18 protein-coding genes and 3 tRNA genes are annotated in these 15047 nt (G+C 48.8%); 14 read left to right on the top strand and 7 right to left on the bottom strand.

Annotated features, from left to right (window positions below):
- Positions 1-285: 285 nt before the first annotated feature.
- The 6 genes from uvrY to C7B16_RS04355 all read left to right on the top strand — a co-directional run bounded on the left by uvrY (position 286) and on the right by C7B16_RS04355 (position 3829).
- The gene (uvrY, locus tag C7B16_RS04380) at positions 286-942 is read left to right on the top strand and encodes a UvrY/SirA/GacA family response regulator transcription factor (RefSeq protein WP_000611331.1); all 657 of its coding nucleotides are present in this window, start codon (positions 286-288) and stop codon (positions 940-942) included.
- Positions 939-2771 carry an excinuclease ABC subunit UvrC gene (gene uvrC, locus C7B16_RS04375; protein WP_000116020.1) on the top strand — a complete coding sequence of 611 codons (1833 nt, stop codon included), beginning with the start codon at positions 939-941 and terminating at the stop codon, positions 2769-2771. The genes uvrY and uvrC overlap by 4 nt, the downstream gene beginning before the upstream one ends.
- A 56-nt stretch (positions 2772-2827) precedes the next feature.
- Positions 2828-3376 (top strand): CDP-diacylglycerol--glycerol-3-phosphate 3-phosphatidyltransferase, encoded by a 549-nt coding sequence (gene pgsA, locus C7B16_RS04370; RefSeq protein WP_001160187.1) that lies wholly within the window; start codon positions 2828-2830, stop codon positions 3374-3376.
- Between the two features lie 151 nt (positions 3377-3527).
- Positions 3528-3603: transfer RNA gene (locus tag C7B16_RS04365), tRNA-Gly, on the top strand.
- Between the two features lie 53 nt (positions 3604-3656).
- Positions 3657-3730 (top strand) — tRNA-Cys (locus tag C7B16_RS04360).
- Between the two features lie 12 nt (positions 3731-3742).
- A tRNA-Leu gene (locus C7B16_RS04355) sits at positions 3743-3829 on the top strand.
- Between the two features lie 111 nt (positions 3830-3940).
- Here C7B16_RS04355 and C7B16_RS04350 read toward each other — a convergent pair.
- The 7 genes from C7B16_RS04350 to C7B16_RS04310 all read right to left on the bottom strand — a co-directional run bounded on the left by C7B16_RS04350 (position 3941) and on the right by C7B16_RS04310 (position 10677).
- A complete protein-coding gene (locus C7B16_RS04350) occupies positions 3941-4951 on the bottom strand; it encodes a tyrosine-type recombinase/integrase (RefSeq protein WP_033553034.1) in 1011 nt (336 codons plus the stop codon).
- 6 nt (positions 4952-4957) lie between these two features.
- The gene (locus tag C7B16_RS04345; protein ID WP_033553033.1) at positions 4958-5179 is read right to left on the bottom strand and encodes a DUF4224 domain-containing protein; all 222 of its coding nucleotides are present in this window, start codon (positions 5177-5179) and stop codon (positions 4958-4960) included.
- Between the two features lie 57 nt (positions 5180-5236).
- Positions 5237-7780: an exonuclease gene (locus C7B16_RS04340; protein ID WP_107179404.1), complete on the bottom strand. Its 2544-nt coding sequence runs from the start codon at positions 7778-7780 to the stop codon at positions 5237-5239.
- Between the two features lie 118 nt (positions 7781-7898).
- On the bottom strand, positions 7899-8120 hold the full coding sequence (kil, locus tag C7B16_RS04335; RefSeq protein ID WP_033552884.1) for a cell division protein FtsZ: 222 nt from the start codon (positions 8118-8120) through the stop codon (positions 7899-7901).
- A 45-nt stretch (positions 8121-8165) separates the two neighbouring features.
- Positions 8166-9014 carry a Rha family phage regulatory protein gene (locus C7B16_RS04330; protein WP_107179403.1) on the bottom strand — a complete coding sequence of 283 codons (849 nt, stop codon included), beginning with the start codon at positions 9012-9014 and terminating at the stop codon, positions 8166-8168.
- 480 nt (positions 9015-9494) lie between these two features.
- Positions 9495-10160, bottom strand: coding sequence for a hypothetical protein (locus C7B16_RS04320; RefSeq protein ID WP_258182526.1), 666 nt, complete (start codon positions 10158-10160; stop codon positions 9495-9497).
- A gap of 97 nt (positions 10161-10257) precedes the next feature.
- Positions 10258-10677 (bottom strand): helix-turn-helix domain-containing protein, encoded by a 420-nt coding sequence (locus C7B16_RS04310; RefSeq protein ID WP_050516704.1) that lies wholly within the window; start codon positions 10675-10677, stop codon positions 10258-10260.
- Between the two features lie 79 nt (positions 10678-10756).
- Here C7B16_RS04310 and C7B16_RS04305 point away from each other — a divergent pair, with 79 nt between their 5' ends.
- Genes C7B16_RS04305 through C7B16_RS04270 form a run of 8 tightly spaced genes read left to right on the top strand, consistent with a single transcriptional unit; the run spans position 10757 to position 15016 of the window.
- Positions 10757-11011 (top strand): helix-turn-helix transcriptional regulator, encoded by a 255-nt coding sequence (locus C7B16_RS04305; RefSeq protein WP_033552620.1) that lies wholly within the window; start codon positions 10757-10759, stop codon positions 11009-11011.
- On the top strand, positions 11008-11433 hold the full coding sequence (locus tag C7B16_RS04300) for a toxin YdaT family protein (protein ID WP_033552622.1): 426 nt from the start codon (positions 11008-11010) through the stop codon (positions 11431-11433). Before C7B16_RS04305 ends, C7B16_RS04300 begins: the two co-directional genes overlap by 4 nt.
- Positions 11434-11455: 22 nt before the next feature.
- Entirely contained in the window at positions 11456-12424 is a 969-nt protein-coding gene (locus C7B16_RS04295) for a helix-turn-helix domain-containing protein (protein WP_107179456.1), read from the top strand.
- A gap of 6 nt (positions 12425-12430) precedes the next feature.
- Complete coding sequence (locus C7B16_RS04290) at positions 12431-13177, top strand: ATP-binding protein (protein ID WP_107179401.1); 747 nt, start codon at positions 12431-12433, stop codon at positions 13175-13177.
- A 22-nt stretch (positions 13178-13199) separates the two neighbouring features.
- On the top strand, positions 13200-13925 hold the full coding sequence (locus C7B16_RS04285; protein WP_107179400.1) for a DUF1627 domain-containing protein: 726 nt from the start codon (positions 13200-13202) through the stop codon (positions 13923-13925).
- A 15-nt stretch (positions 13926-13940) separates the two neighbouring features.
- The gene (locus C7B16_RS04280) at positions 13941-14375 is read left to right on the top strand and encodes a DUF977 family protein (RefSeq protein ID WP_107179399.1); all 435 of its coding nucleotides are present in this window, start codon (positions 13941-13943) and stop codon (positions 14373-14375) included.
- 4 nt (positions 14376-14379) lie between these two features.
- Positions 14380-14664 (top strand): helix-turn-helix domain-containing protein, encoded by a 285-nt coding sequence (locus C7B16_RS04275; RefSeq protein ID WP_107179455.1) that lies wholly within the window; start codon positions 14380-14382, stop codon positions 14662-14664.
- Entirely contained in the window at positions 14654-15016 is a 363-nt protein-coding gene (locus tag C7B16_RS04270) for an eae-like protein (RefSeq protein ID WP_107179398.1), read from the top strand. The genes C7B16_RS04275 and C7B16_RS04270 overlap by 11 nt, the downstream gene beginning before the upstream one ends.
- Positions 15017-15047 lie beyond the last annotated feature (31 nt).

The raw sequence follows: 15047 nt of genomic DNA, 5'->3' as shown, positions 1-15047 counted from the left end.
GCACGTATTGTTCGGGTTAATTAATGTTACATATTCATACCGCTGATTTTTCATTTGTGCTGAATAAAGTCAATTTTTGTCACATCTCGCCGTTGGTTGTGCTGTGAAACGAACCGGCAAACCTTTGATGACGGGCGTGATCATAACTGTGGACAATCGAATTTACAAAAACGAGAGAAAAATCGAATACCCACCATTTTTAACGTTTCAAAGTTGCAATAAAACCCGCTAATATACTAATGACTAACTATCAGTAGCGTTATCCCTATTTCTGGAGATATTCCTTTGATCAACGTTCTACTTGTTGATGACCACGAACTGGTGCGCGCAGGGATACGACGCATTCTGGAAGATATAAAGGGTATTAAAGTTGTCGGTGAGGCATCCTGCGGTGAAGACGCCGTTAAGTGGTGCCGGGCAAATACCGTTGACGTTGTGCTAATGGACATGAGTATGCCTGGCATTGGTGGTCTTGAGGCGACGCGTAAAATCGCCCGCTCGACAGCCGATGTCAAAATCATCATGCTTACGGTTCATACCGAAAACCCTTTACCAGCGAAAGTGATGCAGGCCGGTGCCGCGGGCTATCTCAGCAAAGGCGCAGCCCCGCAGGAAGTCGTGAGCGCGATTCGTTCTGTTTATTCAGGGCAGCGTTATATTGCTTCTGACATTGCTCAACAAATGGCGTTAAGCCAAATCGAACCAGAAAAAACAGAAAGCCCGTTTGCCAGTTTGTCGGAACGTGAATTGCAGATTATGCTGATGATTACCAAAGGCCAGAAGGTCAATGAGATCTCAGAACAGCTTAATCTCAGCCCGAAAACGGTGAACAGCTATCGCTACCGTATGTTTAGTAAATTAAACATACATGGCGATGTTGAGTTGACTCACCTGGCAATTCGCCATGGTCTGTGTAATGCGGAGACATTAACAAGTCAGTGAGTGTTCAGTTTGACGCAAAAGCGTTTTTAAAAACCGTAACCAGCCAGCCGGGCGTTTATCGCATGTATGATGCTGGTGGTACGGTTATTTATGTCGGCAAAGCGAAAGACCTGAAAAAACGGCTTTCCAGTTATTTCCGTAGCAACCTCGCTTCGCGCAAAACCGAAGCGTTGGTCGCCCAGATCCAGCAAATCGATGTCACGGTTACCCACACCGAAACAGAAGCGTTATTGCTGGAGCACAACTACATTAAACTCTATCAACCGCGTTACAACGTTCTGTTACGCGATGATAAATCTTATCCCTTTATCTTCCTGAGTGGCGATACCCATCCGCGTCTGGCTATGCATCGCGGCGCGAAACATGCCAAAGGTGAATATTTCGGCCCGTTCCCAAACGGTTATGCCGTGCGTGAAACCTTGGCGCTGCTACAAAAAATTTTCCCGATTCGCCAGTGTGAAAATAGTGTTTATCGCAACCGCTCGCGTCCGTGTCTGCAATATCAGATAGGGCGTTGTCTGGGGCCGTGCGTTGAAGGGCTGGTGAGTGAAGAAGAATACGCCCAGCAGGTAGAGTATGTGCGCCTGTTTTTATCCGGCAAGGACGATCAGGTGCTTACCCAACTGATTAGCCGCATGGAAACAGCCAGCCAGAATCTGGAATTTGAAGAGGCTGCACGTATTCGCGACCAAATCCAGGCGGTGCGGCGCGTAACCGAAAAACAGTTTGTCTCCAATACTGGTGATGATCTTGACGTTATTGGCGTGGCGTTTGATGCAGGCATGGCTTGTGTCCACGTCCTGTTTATTCGTCAGGGCAAGGTGCTCGGTAGCCGTAGTTATTTCCCGAAAGTACCTGGCGGTACGGAATTGGGCGAAGTGGTGGAAACTTTTGTCGGCCAGTTCTATTTACAGGGTAGTCAGATGCGCACTTTGCCGGGTGAGATCCTGCTCGACTTTAATCTTAGCGATAAAACGCTGCTTGCCGATTCTCTTTCGGAACTGGCGGGGAGAAAGATTAACGTTCAGACCAAACCACGTGGCGATCGGGCACGTTACCTGAAGCTGGCGCGCACCAATGCGGCGACTGCGTTAACCAGCAAACTTTCGCAGCAATCTACTGTTCACCAGCGTCTGTCTGCGCTTGCCAGCGTGTTGAAACTGCCGGAAGTGAAGCGGATGGAGTGTTTTGATATCAGCCATACCATGGGCGAACAAACAGTCGCTTCGTGTGTGGTGTTCGATGCTAACGGCCCGCTGCGAGCGGAGTATCGACGCTATAACATTACTGGTATTACGCCGGGCGATGATTATGCGGCGATGAATCAGGTGCTGCGTCGGCGTTACGGAAAAGCTATCGACGACAGTAAGATCCCGGACGTGATCCTTATCGACGGCGGCAAAGGACAGCTTGCGCAGGCGAAAAATGTTTTCGCTGAGCTGGATGTCTCATGGGATAAAAACCATCCGCTGTTACTTGGGGTAGCGAAAGGGGCCGATCGTAAGGCTGGTCTGGAAACGCTGTTCTTCGAGCCGGAAGGAGAGGGATTCAGCCTGCCGCCAGATTCACCTGCGCTGCATGTCATCCAGCATATTCGCGATGAATCACACAATCATGCGATTGGTGGTCACCGCAAAAAACGGGCAAAGGTCAAAAATACCAGCACCCTGGAAACCATCGAAGGTGTCGGGCCAAAACGCCGGCAAATGTTGTTGAAATATATGGGCGGTTTGCAAGGTTTACGTAACGCCAGCGTCGAGGAAATTGCAAAAGTGCCGGGTATTTCGCAAGGTCTGGCAGAAAAGATCTTCTGGTCGTTGAAACATTGATGTCTCTGTAGCAACATAGGGGTAATCTTACTGACAACAGATAGTTACCCGTCATTATGCAATTTAATATCCCTACGTTGCTCACGCTGTTCCGTGTCATCCTTATCCCATTCTTTGTATTGGTTTTTTATCTGCCTGTTACCTGGTCACCGTTTGCTGCTGCGCTCATTTTCTGTGTCGCAGCGGTGACTGACTGGTTCGACGGTTTTCTGGCGCGTCGCTGGAACCAGAGTACCCGGTTTGGTGCTTTCCTTGATCCAGTAGCAGATAAAGTGCTGGTAGCCATCGCTATGGTGCTGGTAACAGAACATTACCATAGCTGGTGGGTGACTTTACCGGCAGCAACGATGATTGCCCGTGAAATTATCATCTCCGCGTTGCGCGAATGGATGGCTGAATTGGGTAAACGCAGCAGCGTGGCCGTATCCTGGATCGGTAAAGTTAAAACTACTGCTCAAATGGTAGCGTTGGCCTGGCTGTTATGGCGCCCGAACATTTGGGTTGAATACGCTGGTATTGCACTTTTCTTTGTGGCAGCGGTACTGACTTTGTGGTCAATGTTGCAATATTTGAGCGCTGCGCGCGCAGATTTGCTTGATCAGTGATCGTTTCGACGCAAAATTCAGCAAACGATCAAAACTGGTGAAAAATATCGTTGACTCATCGCGTCAGGTAAGTAGAATGCAACGCATCGAACGGCGGCACTGATTGCCAGACGATAATAAAATCAAGTGATTAGCTGATTGCTTGATGAATGCGGGAATAGCTCAGTTGGTAGAGCACGACCTTGCCAAGGTCGGGGTCGCGAGTTCGAGTCTCGTTTCCCGCTCCAGTTTAAAAGACATCGGCTTAAGCGGGTGTCTGGCTGAAAAGCCTGAAGAATTTGGCGCGTTAACAAAGCGGTTATGTAGCGGATTGCAAATCCGTCTAGTCCGGTTCGACTCCGGAACGCGCCTCCACTTTTTTCCCGAGCCCGGATGGTGGAATCGGTAGACACAAGGGATTTAAAATCCCTCGGCGTTCGCGCTGTGCGGGTTCAAGTCCCGCTCCGGGTACCATGGGAAAGATAAGAATAATCAAAGCAATAAGCAGTGCTGTGGAACCACCTTCGGGTGGTTTTTTCTTTCCACTACATCCATTTCCTAACATCTTTCCTAACATCAATCCCATTATTGACCGCCAACGACTGGCACTATTTTTACTTTTCGATCGTATCTGGCTGTCTGTGTGATTGTTTTGTGACCTGAAATTTGTTGCTTTTCCTGCAAGGTTCCTTCAAGGTCAGAAACCCCCTTTGCTTTCAGATCGTGAAACGTGAAGTTCAGATTTAAATCTGGGTGCTTTTTTGCTGCACTCTCTTTAGCTTGCCTCCATCGGCTGTTAAAACCGTCGCGGGTGTATCTGCTGCCATCCTGCTGGTGGATGAGGTATACGCTGGAAAAACCTGGCCTTACCGGCAATGATAAAGCCAGATTAACTGCTGTTCTCAGGCGGTCTGTCCAGCCTTTGATCTGTTTTGCTGCTGTTTTGTTTTGCCGGATAAAAATTCCTTCCGGCAAGAGCTGGGATTTTTGTAGCGCCAGAACGTCTCCCTGGCGAGCCAGACAAAGGTAGGAAATCTCCATTGCTGCCCTGACTACATCGCAACCTTCATCATACACAGCATAATACTCTTCATCGGTAACATACCGATCCCGTGCGGTTTCCTTAAACTGTCGAACTCCTTTGCAGGGATTTCCCTTCACGACGCCCCGTTCATAAGCCCAGCTATAAACTCTACTAAGAAATGATTTTTCCCGGTTGGCTTGTGTTGGTGATGACACTCCTCTTTTATCCATGTACATCCTGATGTGTTGTGGTTTCAGTGCATCAGGATCCATTCTCCCAAAAACAGGAAGAAGTTTTTTTGAATATTTTCTGTAGTCTTTTTGTGTTTCACTACTGAGATTGCAAAAATCAGCACAGTTGAAAAAATCGTTTATTAATCCCGCGAGGTTGTTTTTTTGCCGGATCTCGTTCAGAGCTTCCTCATATTTTGCCCAGATCAGCGAAACCGGAGAATCCAGTGAACATAGGTTAATAGAACCGCCGTTAGCAGGGTGAAATTCATACTTTGATTTTCCTCTGTATACTCTTGGTGGAAGAATTGCATCTGCGTGATTTTTTCTTTTTCCAGCCATTTTTTATTACATTGCGTCAAAATTTGGTGTTGTTAACTCTGAATCCAGACTGTTGTTTAGTCGCAGAGATAACGGGTTATTTATGTGAAACCAGGTTGTTTTTGGATTGCCATTTCGATCTTGTGCAAACCAGATACCTTGCTTTGCTAACTCGTTTCGCTGTCTTTTGGCTTGTGTATAGCCAGTGAATTCAGTGATCTCTTCTTTTGTCAAAAAACGATCGGTCATAGCTAAGCCTGATAACCGCCGCCACTATAATCCGTGGACGGCGATCTGGGTTGAACATTAAAAATCAGCCTGACTTGGGATCAGTTTTTGCCAGATTGCTGAAACTTGTTTTGCCTGGTGACGGGCATCGTCCAGCGCATTGTGGGGTACGCCTTCGAATGGAATAGCCATTCTGACATCAAAGCCAATGGCATTACCCAGTTCAACGATTGTGCGTACATCGCGATCGTTGTAGTAAAGCCACGGGCAGGGGATCCCCTGCCGTTCATATGAACGGCGTAAAATTACGTTGTCGAAGTTGGCTCCATTTCCCCATACCTGGACAAAACACCCGCCGGAGTTTTTTTCGATAAATTCTATGAATAGCCGGAGAGCAACATCTAACGAGATTTCATCGGTAAAAATAGCGGATTGTGCTTCGCGTGATCGTTTCGCCCACCACTTTATTGTTTTACGGTCGATGATTCCGCCGGAGGTTTCCAGATCGATAGCTTTACTGAATTCAGGCCCCATCTCTCCGGTTGCCGGATCAAAAAATTTACCGCCAATAGAGTTGATTGGCGCATCAGGATTTGTTCCCATCGTTTCAAGGTCGACCGACAGGTGAATCCACACTCTGCTGGTGGATGTGATAATGTGATGACCGTTCACCGAAATTAAGGGATCTGCCGCCTCGCCAGTTTCACTATCGCTGGTGTGATGCTGATCGTTACCAGCATTCTCATTGTTCGGATGTTCAGCGCCTTCTATTTCCTCCGGATCATTTTTCTTAGCTTCAGCCTGATTTTTTTCATCGAATGTTTCCTGGTATGTTGCGTCGCCCATCACCGCGCCACAATCAGGGCAGCTACCGCCGCCGGTCTGACCGCAGGCGGTGCAGACTTTTTCCGCTTCCTGTTGCGCTACTGGTTCAGGCTGTCTCGTTTCTGGCTCGTTTTGTAATGCATTTTGGCTGTTTTGTTCCGCTTTTGGGTCGTACTGTTCCGTTTCTGACTGGTTCTGGTGCACAGAATCGCGGGTTTCAATCCCCTTCACCCACTTCGGATCGGCAGGGTCACTGATGCCTTCAACAAACTCTCCGCGAGAAGCCGCCAGTAATTTGGCTGCGTCGACAGGATTTTTGGGCGAAATGTTTTTCCTGGCTTCATGGAGTTCTGCCCGCAGTTTCTGATATTTCGCATCAACAGAATTTACCTGTGCCTGAGCATCCAGCGGCTGCGTGTCCTGGTAATGTTCAGTTGTATCCTGTTCCACTGCTTTAAGGGTTGCCTGTTCATCTGCCATTGCGCCAGAAGGTTGCGGTTTTTCTTCATCATCCTGTTTTCCTTCTTCAGTTACACGCTGCGGCATTGGGGCAGAGGAGCGACCGCAGGCAATATCCACGATTTCCGGATCAGGGTTGGCATGATCAGTTTCAGTCAGCACCCTGTTCAGATATTCGGTGACACGGTGGGGGGTAGCCTCTATACCAATTGGCGCTTCTTTCACGGACGCAACCACGATGGCGCGGGAGTAATCCTTGTGGCCTGGCATAGTGATGAATTTGCCGAAAAAAACAGAAAAGGGCGGCTTATTCTCTGAAACGATTTCTTCAACGCGTTTTGCATGCGCAGGATGAAGGTTATAAATATCCACGTCCATTGAACGTGCCAGTACGCCAGTGGCTATGTCACGCGCCACTGACGCATCATCGTGGACAAAACCTTTGCCACGGTCGGTAAGAATTCCTCCGCCAGCATTAGCACCGGATGGGGTGCGATTGATTTCAGATACGCAATTTCCCTTTGCCCACTCTTTTGTCAGCAATCCCTGATCAAGGTAGTCAGTTTTCATCCAGGTGGAAATGAACTTGTCGAATTCTGCCGGGCTGATACGGCGGGTTGTTGCGTGAGTGAATGCCTTGTCCACCGAATGCGCCAGTCTTCCCAGATGATGGTTTGTCAGCTTATCCAGCTCCGGATGCGAACGTACTGCGGTAAGCAGGCTCTGCATGTTTCCATCTTCCATATCCATTTCGATGCGGATCACGTCCCTGCGTTGTTCTGGTGTGGCGTGATGTTTGTATTTCCCGTCGAACTCCCGACCAAATAAGTAGAGGTGCAGGAAACGATGGGTAAGGCTCAGGGTGGCGACGGGAATTTCACATTCAGGGCAGTCATCGTCACTGTCCCGGGATTCACTTTTCTCTGCGTTCTCTGGCTGAGAATCACTTTGTTCATCGTTGCCACAACTGACAGTTGCGACATCTTCACCGCTGGTATTGTCAGTGCTGGCAGGTTTGTCCTGAGCTGAGGGAGAGGGCGCGATAAATACCATTGTGATGCCATCTTCCCCGCCTTTTTCGTAACGGTTGCAGAATTCAGTGTCAAACACGCCTTCAGGTGGAAGGTCATCCACAACGGGTAAATGGACGCGGACGGGTTTTTTGAAATCATCCTCGTCGTAGCCTGCGTCGTCCATTGCGGCAATGCAGCGGGAAGTTGCGACGGATAATTTTTTGGCAGTTATCCAGTAAAAACCACCTTTAATCACAAGACGTTTTCTGACCTTGTCATTTTTGGCTTCGCAATATAGCGCAAATTCTTCTTTATCAGTGCTCATTGATAAACCTCATTACAGATTTAAGGGTGAACAAATCCCTGCCATTGCTGGCATATAAAATTGAACCGAATATATTTATTAAGCCGAATATCGTACCGGGTTAGTTACTTATTACCGTTCACCACGACTCCGCCTTTACAGGTAAACCATCACGCCCGAGAAAGACCTTAATCATGGTTTCCTTAATACAGTGTTGAGTGGAAAAATCACGAATATAGAGTCGGTGTTTTTTAATATTATTTACCGAAGCAATATACGTTCTTCCTTTATGAATAACATAATCCCCGGGAGTCACGCACTGACGGGGTATTTCATCAGTTCCGAAGTGATGAGCAATCATAGATGCCTCCTGAATAAACGGTCTTACAAAGGAAATGTCATAAAACTATTTAATACTCAGCAACTGTTCGACGGTCATATTTTTAATTGTGCTCCGGTTTACAAGAGTCCATCCCTGTTTTTCCAGATAAAACCGGAAGGTGTCCAGGGTACAGACCATTGCACCATCAGGAACGGTTTCGGTGAATTTGATGTTGCCGTACTCATCCAGATGAATAACCAGAGTGCGGCCATTGCCAGGAATCATTCTGTTAGAGGGGTGGGTGTTGTTCTGGTGTAACTCTGCCTCCATGCGGTCGAACTCAGCAATGTAAGCTTCTTTGAATGCAGCGGCTTTTTTGCCAGTGAAACCCATCACCAGGAAAACGAAGCCGTTTTTGGTGATTTGGTACATTGGGCGTTTTTCGCCTTTGGCGTCGGTGTAGGTGACGTCCTTAAAATTAAGGGCGTTAAATTTTTCAGAGCACTCCAGAGTTTTGATTTTTTGAATAACGTTGTCGTGTCGCTTACCAAAATATTCGGCAACCGCAACGGACGTAGTGACAGCGCGACCATTTTCGATGGTTACGTCAGGGTGAGAAAGGGCAGGGATAGTAGCCATAATGGCAGCCTCGATAGTCAGTTTAAATAACTCACCACCAGAGGTAGCAATCTCATGGGTGGTGAGACGCACAGGGTTGCTACAACCGGTGACTACCGAAACCGGCCAGCCTTGCGGCTGCCCTGCACGCCCCACCATAATGCGAATGTGGCTGTGCTTGACGCATAAAAAAACCGCCTGAGCGCGGTTATGCGCAGTAGTCATCATCGGGGTAGCAATCCCGGCACCCGTTTTATAAGGTGCAGGTGCACTATAATTCCACCCGTTCTGGTTTTCAATAGCTACATTCAACATTTTCTCTTACCTTTCATCACCGAAGTGAACTTTGTTGATGCGGTGCCTGGTGCCTCCAGGTGACGTTAACCAGTTAACAATTAACGCCGGATAGAGAGTATTCCCGTTACGCCTTTTAACTGTGCCGCGTGTGCTTAGCCGCATTCACCGCATCACAAAATTCACTTTAAAAAGGGCGGCAGAGCAGTCACGGAGTAAAACTGATACCGCCAAACGTCACCAGAAAATTGATAACAGAGGGCGTTGCAGCGGGGTTGTCACTTAAGCGTATGGTCAACCTGACAACCCGGTGTCCTCAACGGGGAAGGAATAACCCCGCCATACTTACCGCCGCGCCATTTCGCGGATTGCCACAACCTGAAGCGCACGGTCGAAGAAATCTAACGACAAGCCTTATATGCAAAGGAATCTCGCCGTGCGCTTTCGCGTTGTGCGCCTGCTTTTAACCACATCAGGCGAGGTGGTATCTTTAAAGCCTGCCTAAGCTTTTCGGATAAATAAGTTATGTCGCAACAGCCAATAAATCCGCTTGAAAATATGATAGTTGACTACTGGTACAAGGCTCTTACGGTTGTAGGGGCGATGATATTTGTTATTAATGGAACGTCTCTTTTTGACAGATACCCTGTTGTTCCATTGGCTTTTTTGTCCTCCGGGATTTTCTTCATTGGTTTGGGAGAGTGGATTAACCACCCTCTCAGGGTGAGATTTCTTGGTCCCGGGATTTTTGCTCGCGGTCATAATCGCTCTTCGTGTGCGCTTGGGATCATCTTCGATATACTTGGTGGTTGCCTGATTGTTACAGGTGTCGTTAAGTTCTTCTGATGTGAATCCGCAAACAGGGCATACAACTGGAATTCGGCAAAGGATTTCACCTGGTTTGAGGTAAATTGTGTTTATATTCCCGGGGGAATTATCATTACTTTGCCTTTGTTTCTGTATGCCCATATTGACCTCATTTCCCCTTAACGCCGGGGTAGCGGAACTGAAACCTGCTGCGCTGTTATACAAAGTGTTCCCGCCGTCATGTTCATACGCCTCGGGCTGGCTACTTAACCCCTGACCACTGCCTGGTAACTCTGGGTATTGCCCTGCATTGTGTGGAGCGGGGTGGGTTGGTAGATGTATGATGTACTTTTTGTTCATTCATGTAAAGTACTTTTAGTACATTTTATGTTTAAAAAAATGAGGAGGGATTAAGTGAAGCACAAACCCGGAGGGATGTTACCGGATTTATGCTGGATCAAGAGGCTTTTTGTTTTTTCTTTCGTGTTAATTCTTCGTAAATTGCATTGTACTTCTGTTTTTTTTCCTCAAGAGTTTTTAAAAGCTCATCTGTTTCACTGTCAGGTAGCTCGTCTAGAAGGTCAATGATGATTTTTTGTCTTGGGTTTAACTCCTGATAGAAGCGTGCCTGCGCACCATTTTCTGTATCCTCGCCCAAAAGATATGTTGGCGTTGTTCCTATGAGTGCTGCTAATTCCCTCAATTTCTCTCGTCGAGGAATTGTTTCGCCATTAAACCATTTACTGACCGCTTTTGGTGTTAATTTCATTCGACGGGCAATTTCTGCCTGCCTCCCGTGTTGTTCATAACCAGCGTTTTCACAGGCTAGCGCAAGCCTACTGGCGAACTCTTTACGCGCTTTATCTTCATGAACCATAAGTTCAATTATATTCGCTATTGAATGTACTGTCAGTTCTGCTATATCATGTACTCAAAGTTCACATTGTGGAGATGGTATGAACCAGAACACACTTGAAGATGTAATCAAAACTGTTCGTGTTTCTGTTGTGTCCGACGTTTGTGGTGTCAGCCAAAGAGCAATCTACAAATGGATTAATAACGGGAAATTGCCGCGCACTGAATATACCGGTGAAACCAATTACGCTGAAAAAATCGCTCTTGCATCAAACGGATTATTTTCTGCCGATGCAATATTAACTATTGGCAGAAATAAAACTACCACGAAAAAGCTGATGGGAGTTGATTCATGAAAATCAAGCATGAACACATCCGCATGGCGATGAATGCCTGGGCGCATCCGGACGGCGAAAAAGTACCGGCTGCGAAAATTACCAAAGCGTATTTCGAACTGGGGATGACGTTCCCGGTACTGTACGACGACAGCCATCCGGAAGCCCTGGCTCGTAATACCCAGAAAATTTTCCGCTGGGTGGAGAAGGACACGCCTGATGCGGTTGAAAAAATTCAGGCGTTGTTACCTGCGATCGAAAAGGCAATGCCGCCTCTGCTGGTGGCCCGTATGCGCAGTCACAGCTCTGAGTATTACCGGGAGATTGTCGAACGGCGGGATCGGCTGGTGAAGGATGTCGACGATTTTGTTGCGTCAGCGGTCGTTTTGTATGACCAGATGAATCGCGGCGGCCCGGCAGGGAATGCTGTGGTGATGCACTAAAAGCACGGTGTTCGGGGGTTTTATGAGCAGCAAGCTTCATGGTCTTGTCTGGGAAGGGTGCGCCTTCACCGGCATGATCTTATCCAGGGTGGCAGTGATGGCCCGTCTTGCAGACTACAGCAATGACGAGGGCGTGTCATGGCCTGCCATTGAAACTATCCGGCGTCAGATCGGTGCAAGAAGTGAATCCACCGTGAAATCGGCTATTGCAGAACTGGCGAAAGAGGGCTGGCTGACGAAGGATGAGCGTAAGGTCGGTGGGCGTAACGTAAGCAATATCTATCGGCTTAATGTGGAAAAACTCGAAGCAGCTGCAGCAGCGGCGCGTGAGGCATATAAACCGAAAAGAAAAATTAGCCCGGCAAAAAATGACCCGTTAACGGTTGACCAGTCAAATATTGACCCCTCAACGGTTGACCCGTCAAATTTTGATGGATCAACCGTTGATAAAAAACAGCCGGTTAGGGGGGCGATAATTGACCCCGATCCGTCAGTATTAAAACCTGATCCGTCAGATAAAAGATCTTCTTGTCCGGACGTTTCACTCTCGGACGAAAAACAATCATCGCCGGTCGAGCGATTTCTGGAGAAACACCCGGATGCGCATACCTGGAATGTGCCGAAGCGACAGTGGGGAACCCGGGAAGATTTGGTGTGTGCGCAGTGGATCTGGGGACGGGTTGTTGCGTTGTATGAACAGGCTGCCAGTGATGATGGTGAGGTTTCCCGACCGAAAGAGCCCAACTGGACGGTCTGGGCTAACGATGTGCGCATGATGCGGATGCTGGATGGACGTAGTCACCGGCAGATTTGTGAAATGTTTGGGCGTGTCCAGCGGGATACGTTCTGGGTGAAAAACATCATGAGTCCGGCCAAACTTCGCGAAAAATGGGATGAGCTGGTTATCCGCCTGGGGCGTTCGCCCGCGCAGCGTTGTGTGATTCATATTTCTGAACCGGACACCGAAATTCCGCCGGGATTCAGGGGGTGACGGGGCATGAAAAACATTGCGGCAGGTGGAGTTCTTGAGCGTATCCGCAGACTTGCACCACTGGGTGCTGTTCCACCGTACCGGACGGTGGAGGAGTGGCGGGAATGGCAGCTTGCTGAAGGACGAAAACGCAGCGAGGAGATTAACCGCCAGAATCGCCAGTTGCGGGTGGAAAAAATCCTGAACCGTTCGGGCATCCAGCCTCTGCACAGCAAATGCTCGTTTGCGAATTATCAGGTGCGGAACGACGGGCAAAAACACGCGCTGAGCCAGGCCAAATCCATCGCTGATGAACTGATGACCGGGTGCACGAATTTTGTGTTCAGTGGTAAAACCGGCACCGGGAAAAATCACCTTGCAGCGGCGATGGGCAACCGGCTGATGGCGAAGGGGCGTAGCGTGATTATTGTCACCGTGTCTGACGTCATGAGTGTGTTGCATGACAGCTACGACAACGGCCAGTCCGGGGAAAAATTTTTACAGAAACTTTGCGGAGTAGACCTGCTGGTCCTGGATGAAATAGGCGTTCAGCGTGAGACGAAAAACGAGCAGGTGGTATTGCACCAGATAATTGATCGCCGGACAGCATCACTGTGCAGTGTCGGGATGTTAACAAACCTGAATCATGCCGCAATGAGCACGCTTCTTGGTGAGAGGATTATGGACCGCATGACCATGAACGGTGGTCGCTGGGTGACGTTTAACTGGGAGAGCTGGCGTCCAAATGTCAGCCATCTGAGGGTTGTGAAGTAATTTTTATCCGGAGGAAATTTTAATGGAAACCGTTTTTGACGCACTGAAAGCGATGGGTAAAGCCTCTTCACAGGAGGTGGCATCCCGCCTGGGAATCAGCCGTGAAGATGCTGTCCACGAACTGTGGAAACTGAAGCGCCGTGGTGAGGCGGATAACAGGGGCTCGATGTGGTGGCTGACTGAGGCGGGTGAAAGTGAACCGGTGTCACCGGTACCGATAGTGACAGGGCAAATGCTGATTGAGGCGATTGAACAACATGGCCCACAAACGGCGGATGAACTGGCATTGATGTTCGGAATTACTTCCCGCCGGGCGAATTCATCGCTGGCAATGGCAATCAGCAAAGGTCGCCTGAATCGCGTGAATCAGGGCGGTAAATTTCGTTACTGCATACCGGGCGATAATTTACCAGCAGAACCGAAAGCTGCATTGGTAACGAAAAATGATGGTAAAGCCTTTCCTCAGCCAGCCGGTGTTGCGTTACCAGTACAGGAAGCGGCAACACAGGAAGATATTAAAACAGAAACTGTGGCGGACATTGAGCAGACGTTGTCATTGCTCACCGAAACGCAAGCGGATGACCTGGTTTTACCATCGCTGCATATGGCAAATCGCGAACTGCGTCGGGCGAAAACTCATGTCCAGAAGTGGGAGCGAGTCTGCGCCGCGCTGCGGGAGCTGAACAAACACCGGGATATCGTCCGACAGATTGTCGATTCCTCCAGTCGTATTGTGTCGGAAAAGTGATTGCCGGAGGCGCTTATGGCAAAAGTATTTACACAGGAAAAGCGTGAAAAAATTAAGGGACAAATTGTTGAACTCGTACAACAACGTGGACGAATGACTCTTCGGGAACTGGCAGAGATTGTTGGTGCATCACGTGAAACGATTAGTGGGTACATCACTGAGATGGATGCCAGGTTATATCCAACAGCCCGGCATGGTGTGTTCCCGTCAGAGGAAGCCTGGCTGGCCTGGAGGAGTGAACATCCGGGGAGACCGACAAAAATAACAAAAGTGGCAGCGGTTGATCCGGGCCTTATCCGTGCATTACCTGACGGAAAAATACGTCGTTACGACAGGCGTCAGAACATAATTTGCGAGGAATGTCGTAACAGCGAATCAATGCAGCGTGTGCTGGCTTTTTACCGGGGTAATTTTCAGGAGTTGTTCCGTGAGCAGATGGTGCAGGGCTGAAATCCTGATACTCCGGCAGTGTGCGGGAACCATGAAGGTGAAAAGCATTGGCGCACTTATCGGACGGACAGAAGCGGCAGTGAGAACGAAGGCGCGTGAGCTGGGTATCAGCATGATGTTACGGGGTGATTTTCACCAGTCAGCAAAATATCCGCAGCGCGATATCGAGCTGGTGCGGCATCTTCATCAGTGCGGTATGTCCCGGCGTGAAATAGCCAGACAATTCGGTATGCCGCTGCGCACAGTGAATAACTACGTCTATTTCGACAGGAGGGTATATGAAGTCTGAAGGTTTAACGCAGGCACAACTGGCAGAGCGTAATGCTAACTATGTGACAGAAATTACCCTGCATGAGAAAGAACGCGCGGTGCTGGCGCTGGAGAATGCCTGGCTGAAACACGCAATGGTCGTGGCCCTTGAGCACGTGTCAGTTACGGATGCAGGGCAGGCCGGAGTTGTTGCGAGGATTATCAACAGTGCCCTGCACAACAGCAAAACACTGGCTCCCTACGCTTTACTGGCTGAACTGCGGGCACAGGGGGTGGAGATGATGCGCGAACATCCATCAATCAAATTTTGCTCTTTGACGCATATGTGTGACGAGTTAGCCGCCCAGCTTCGCAAAGGAGGCAACCAGTGAGCGAATCAAAATGTCAGGTTAATGGCAACAA

The organism is Escherichia sp. 20412-1 (genome assembly GCF_003027595.1).
Classification (GTDB): domain Bacteria; phylum Pseudomonadota; class Gammaproteobacteria; order Enterobacterales; family Enterobacteriaceae; genus Escherichia; species Escherichia marmotae.
This window is presented reverse-complemented; position numbering and strand designations above follow the sequence as displayed.

Coding starts and splice junctions, on each gene's coding strand:
- pgsA (WP_001160187.1), top strand. CDS start 2,828: ATGCAATTTAATATCCCTACGTTGCTCACGCTGTTCCGTGTCATCCTT.
- C7B16_RS04350 (WP_033553034.1), bottom strand. CDS start 4,951: ATGGCTGGAAAAAGAAAAAATCACGCAGATGCAATTCTTCCACCAAGA.
- C7B16_RS04345 (WP_033553033.1), bottom strand. CDS start 5,179: ATGACCGATCGTTTTTTGACAAAAGAAGAGATCACTGAATTCACTGGC.
- C7B16_RS04340 (WP_107179404.1), bottom strand. CDS start 7,780: ATGAGCACTGATAAAGAAGAATTTGCGCTATATTGCGAAGCCAAAAAT.
- kil (WP_033552884.1), bottom strand. CDS start 8,120: ATGATTGCTCATCACTTCGGAACTGATGAAATACCCCGTCAGTGCGTG.
- C7B16_RS04330 (WP_107179403.1), bottom strand. CDS start 9,014: ATGTTGAATGTAGCTATTGAAAACCAGAACGGGTGGAATTATAGTGCA.
- C7B16_RS04320 (WP_258182526.1), bottom strand. CDS start 10,160: ATGAACAAAAAGTACATCATACATCTACCAACCCACCCCGCTCCACAC.
- C7B16_RS04310 (WP_050516704.1), bottom strand. CDS start 10,677: ATGGTTCATGAAGATAAAGCGCGTAAAGAGTTCGCCAGTAGGCTTGCG.
- C7B16_RS04305 (WP_033552620.1), top strand. CDS start 10,757: ATGAACCAGAACACACTTGAAGATGTAATCAAAACTGTTCGTGTTTCT.
- C7B16_RS04300 (WP_033552622.1), top strand. CDS start 11,008: ATGAAAATCAAGCATGAACACATCCGCATGGCGATGAATGCCTGGGCG.
- C7B16_RS04295 (WP_107179456.1), top strand. CDS start 11,456: ATGAGCAGCAAGCTTCATGGTCTTGTCTGGGAAGGGTGCGCCTTCACC.
- C7B16_RS04290 (WP_107179401.1), top strand. CDS start 12,431: ATGAAAAACATTGCGGCAGGTGGAGTTCTTGAGCGTATCCGCAGACTT.
- C7B16_RS04285 (WP_107179400.1), top strand. CDS start 13,200: ATGGAAACCGTTTTTGACGCACTGAAAGCGATGGGTAAAGCCTCTTCA.
- C7B16_RS04280 (WP_107179399.1), top strand. CDS start 13,941: ATGGCAAAAGTATTTACACAGGAAAAGCGTGAAAAAATTAAGGGACAA.
- C7B16_RS04270 (WP_107179398.1), top strand. CDS start 14,654: ATGAAGTCTGAAGGTTTAACGCAGGCACAACTGGCAGAGCGTAATGCT.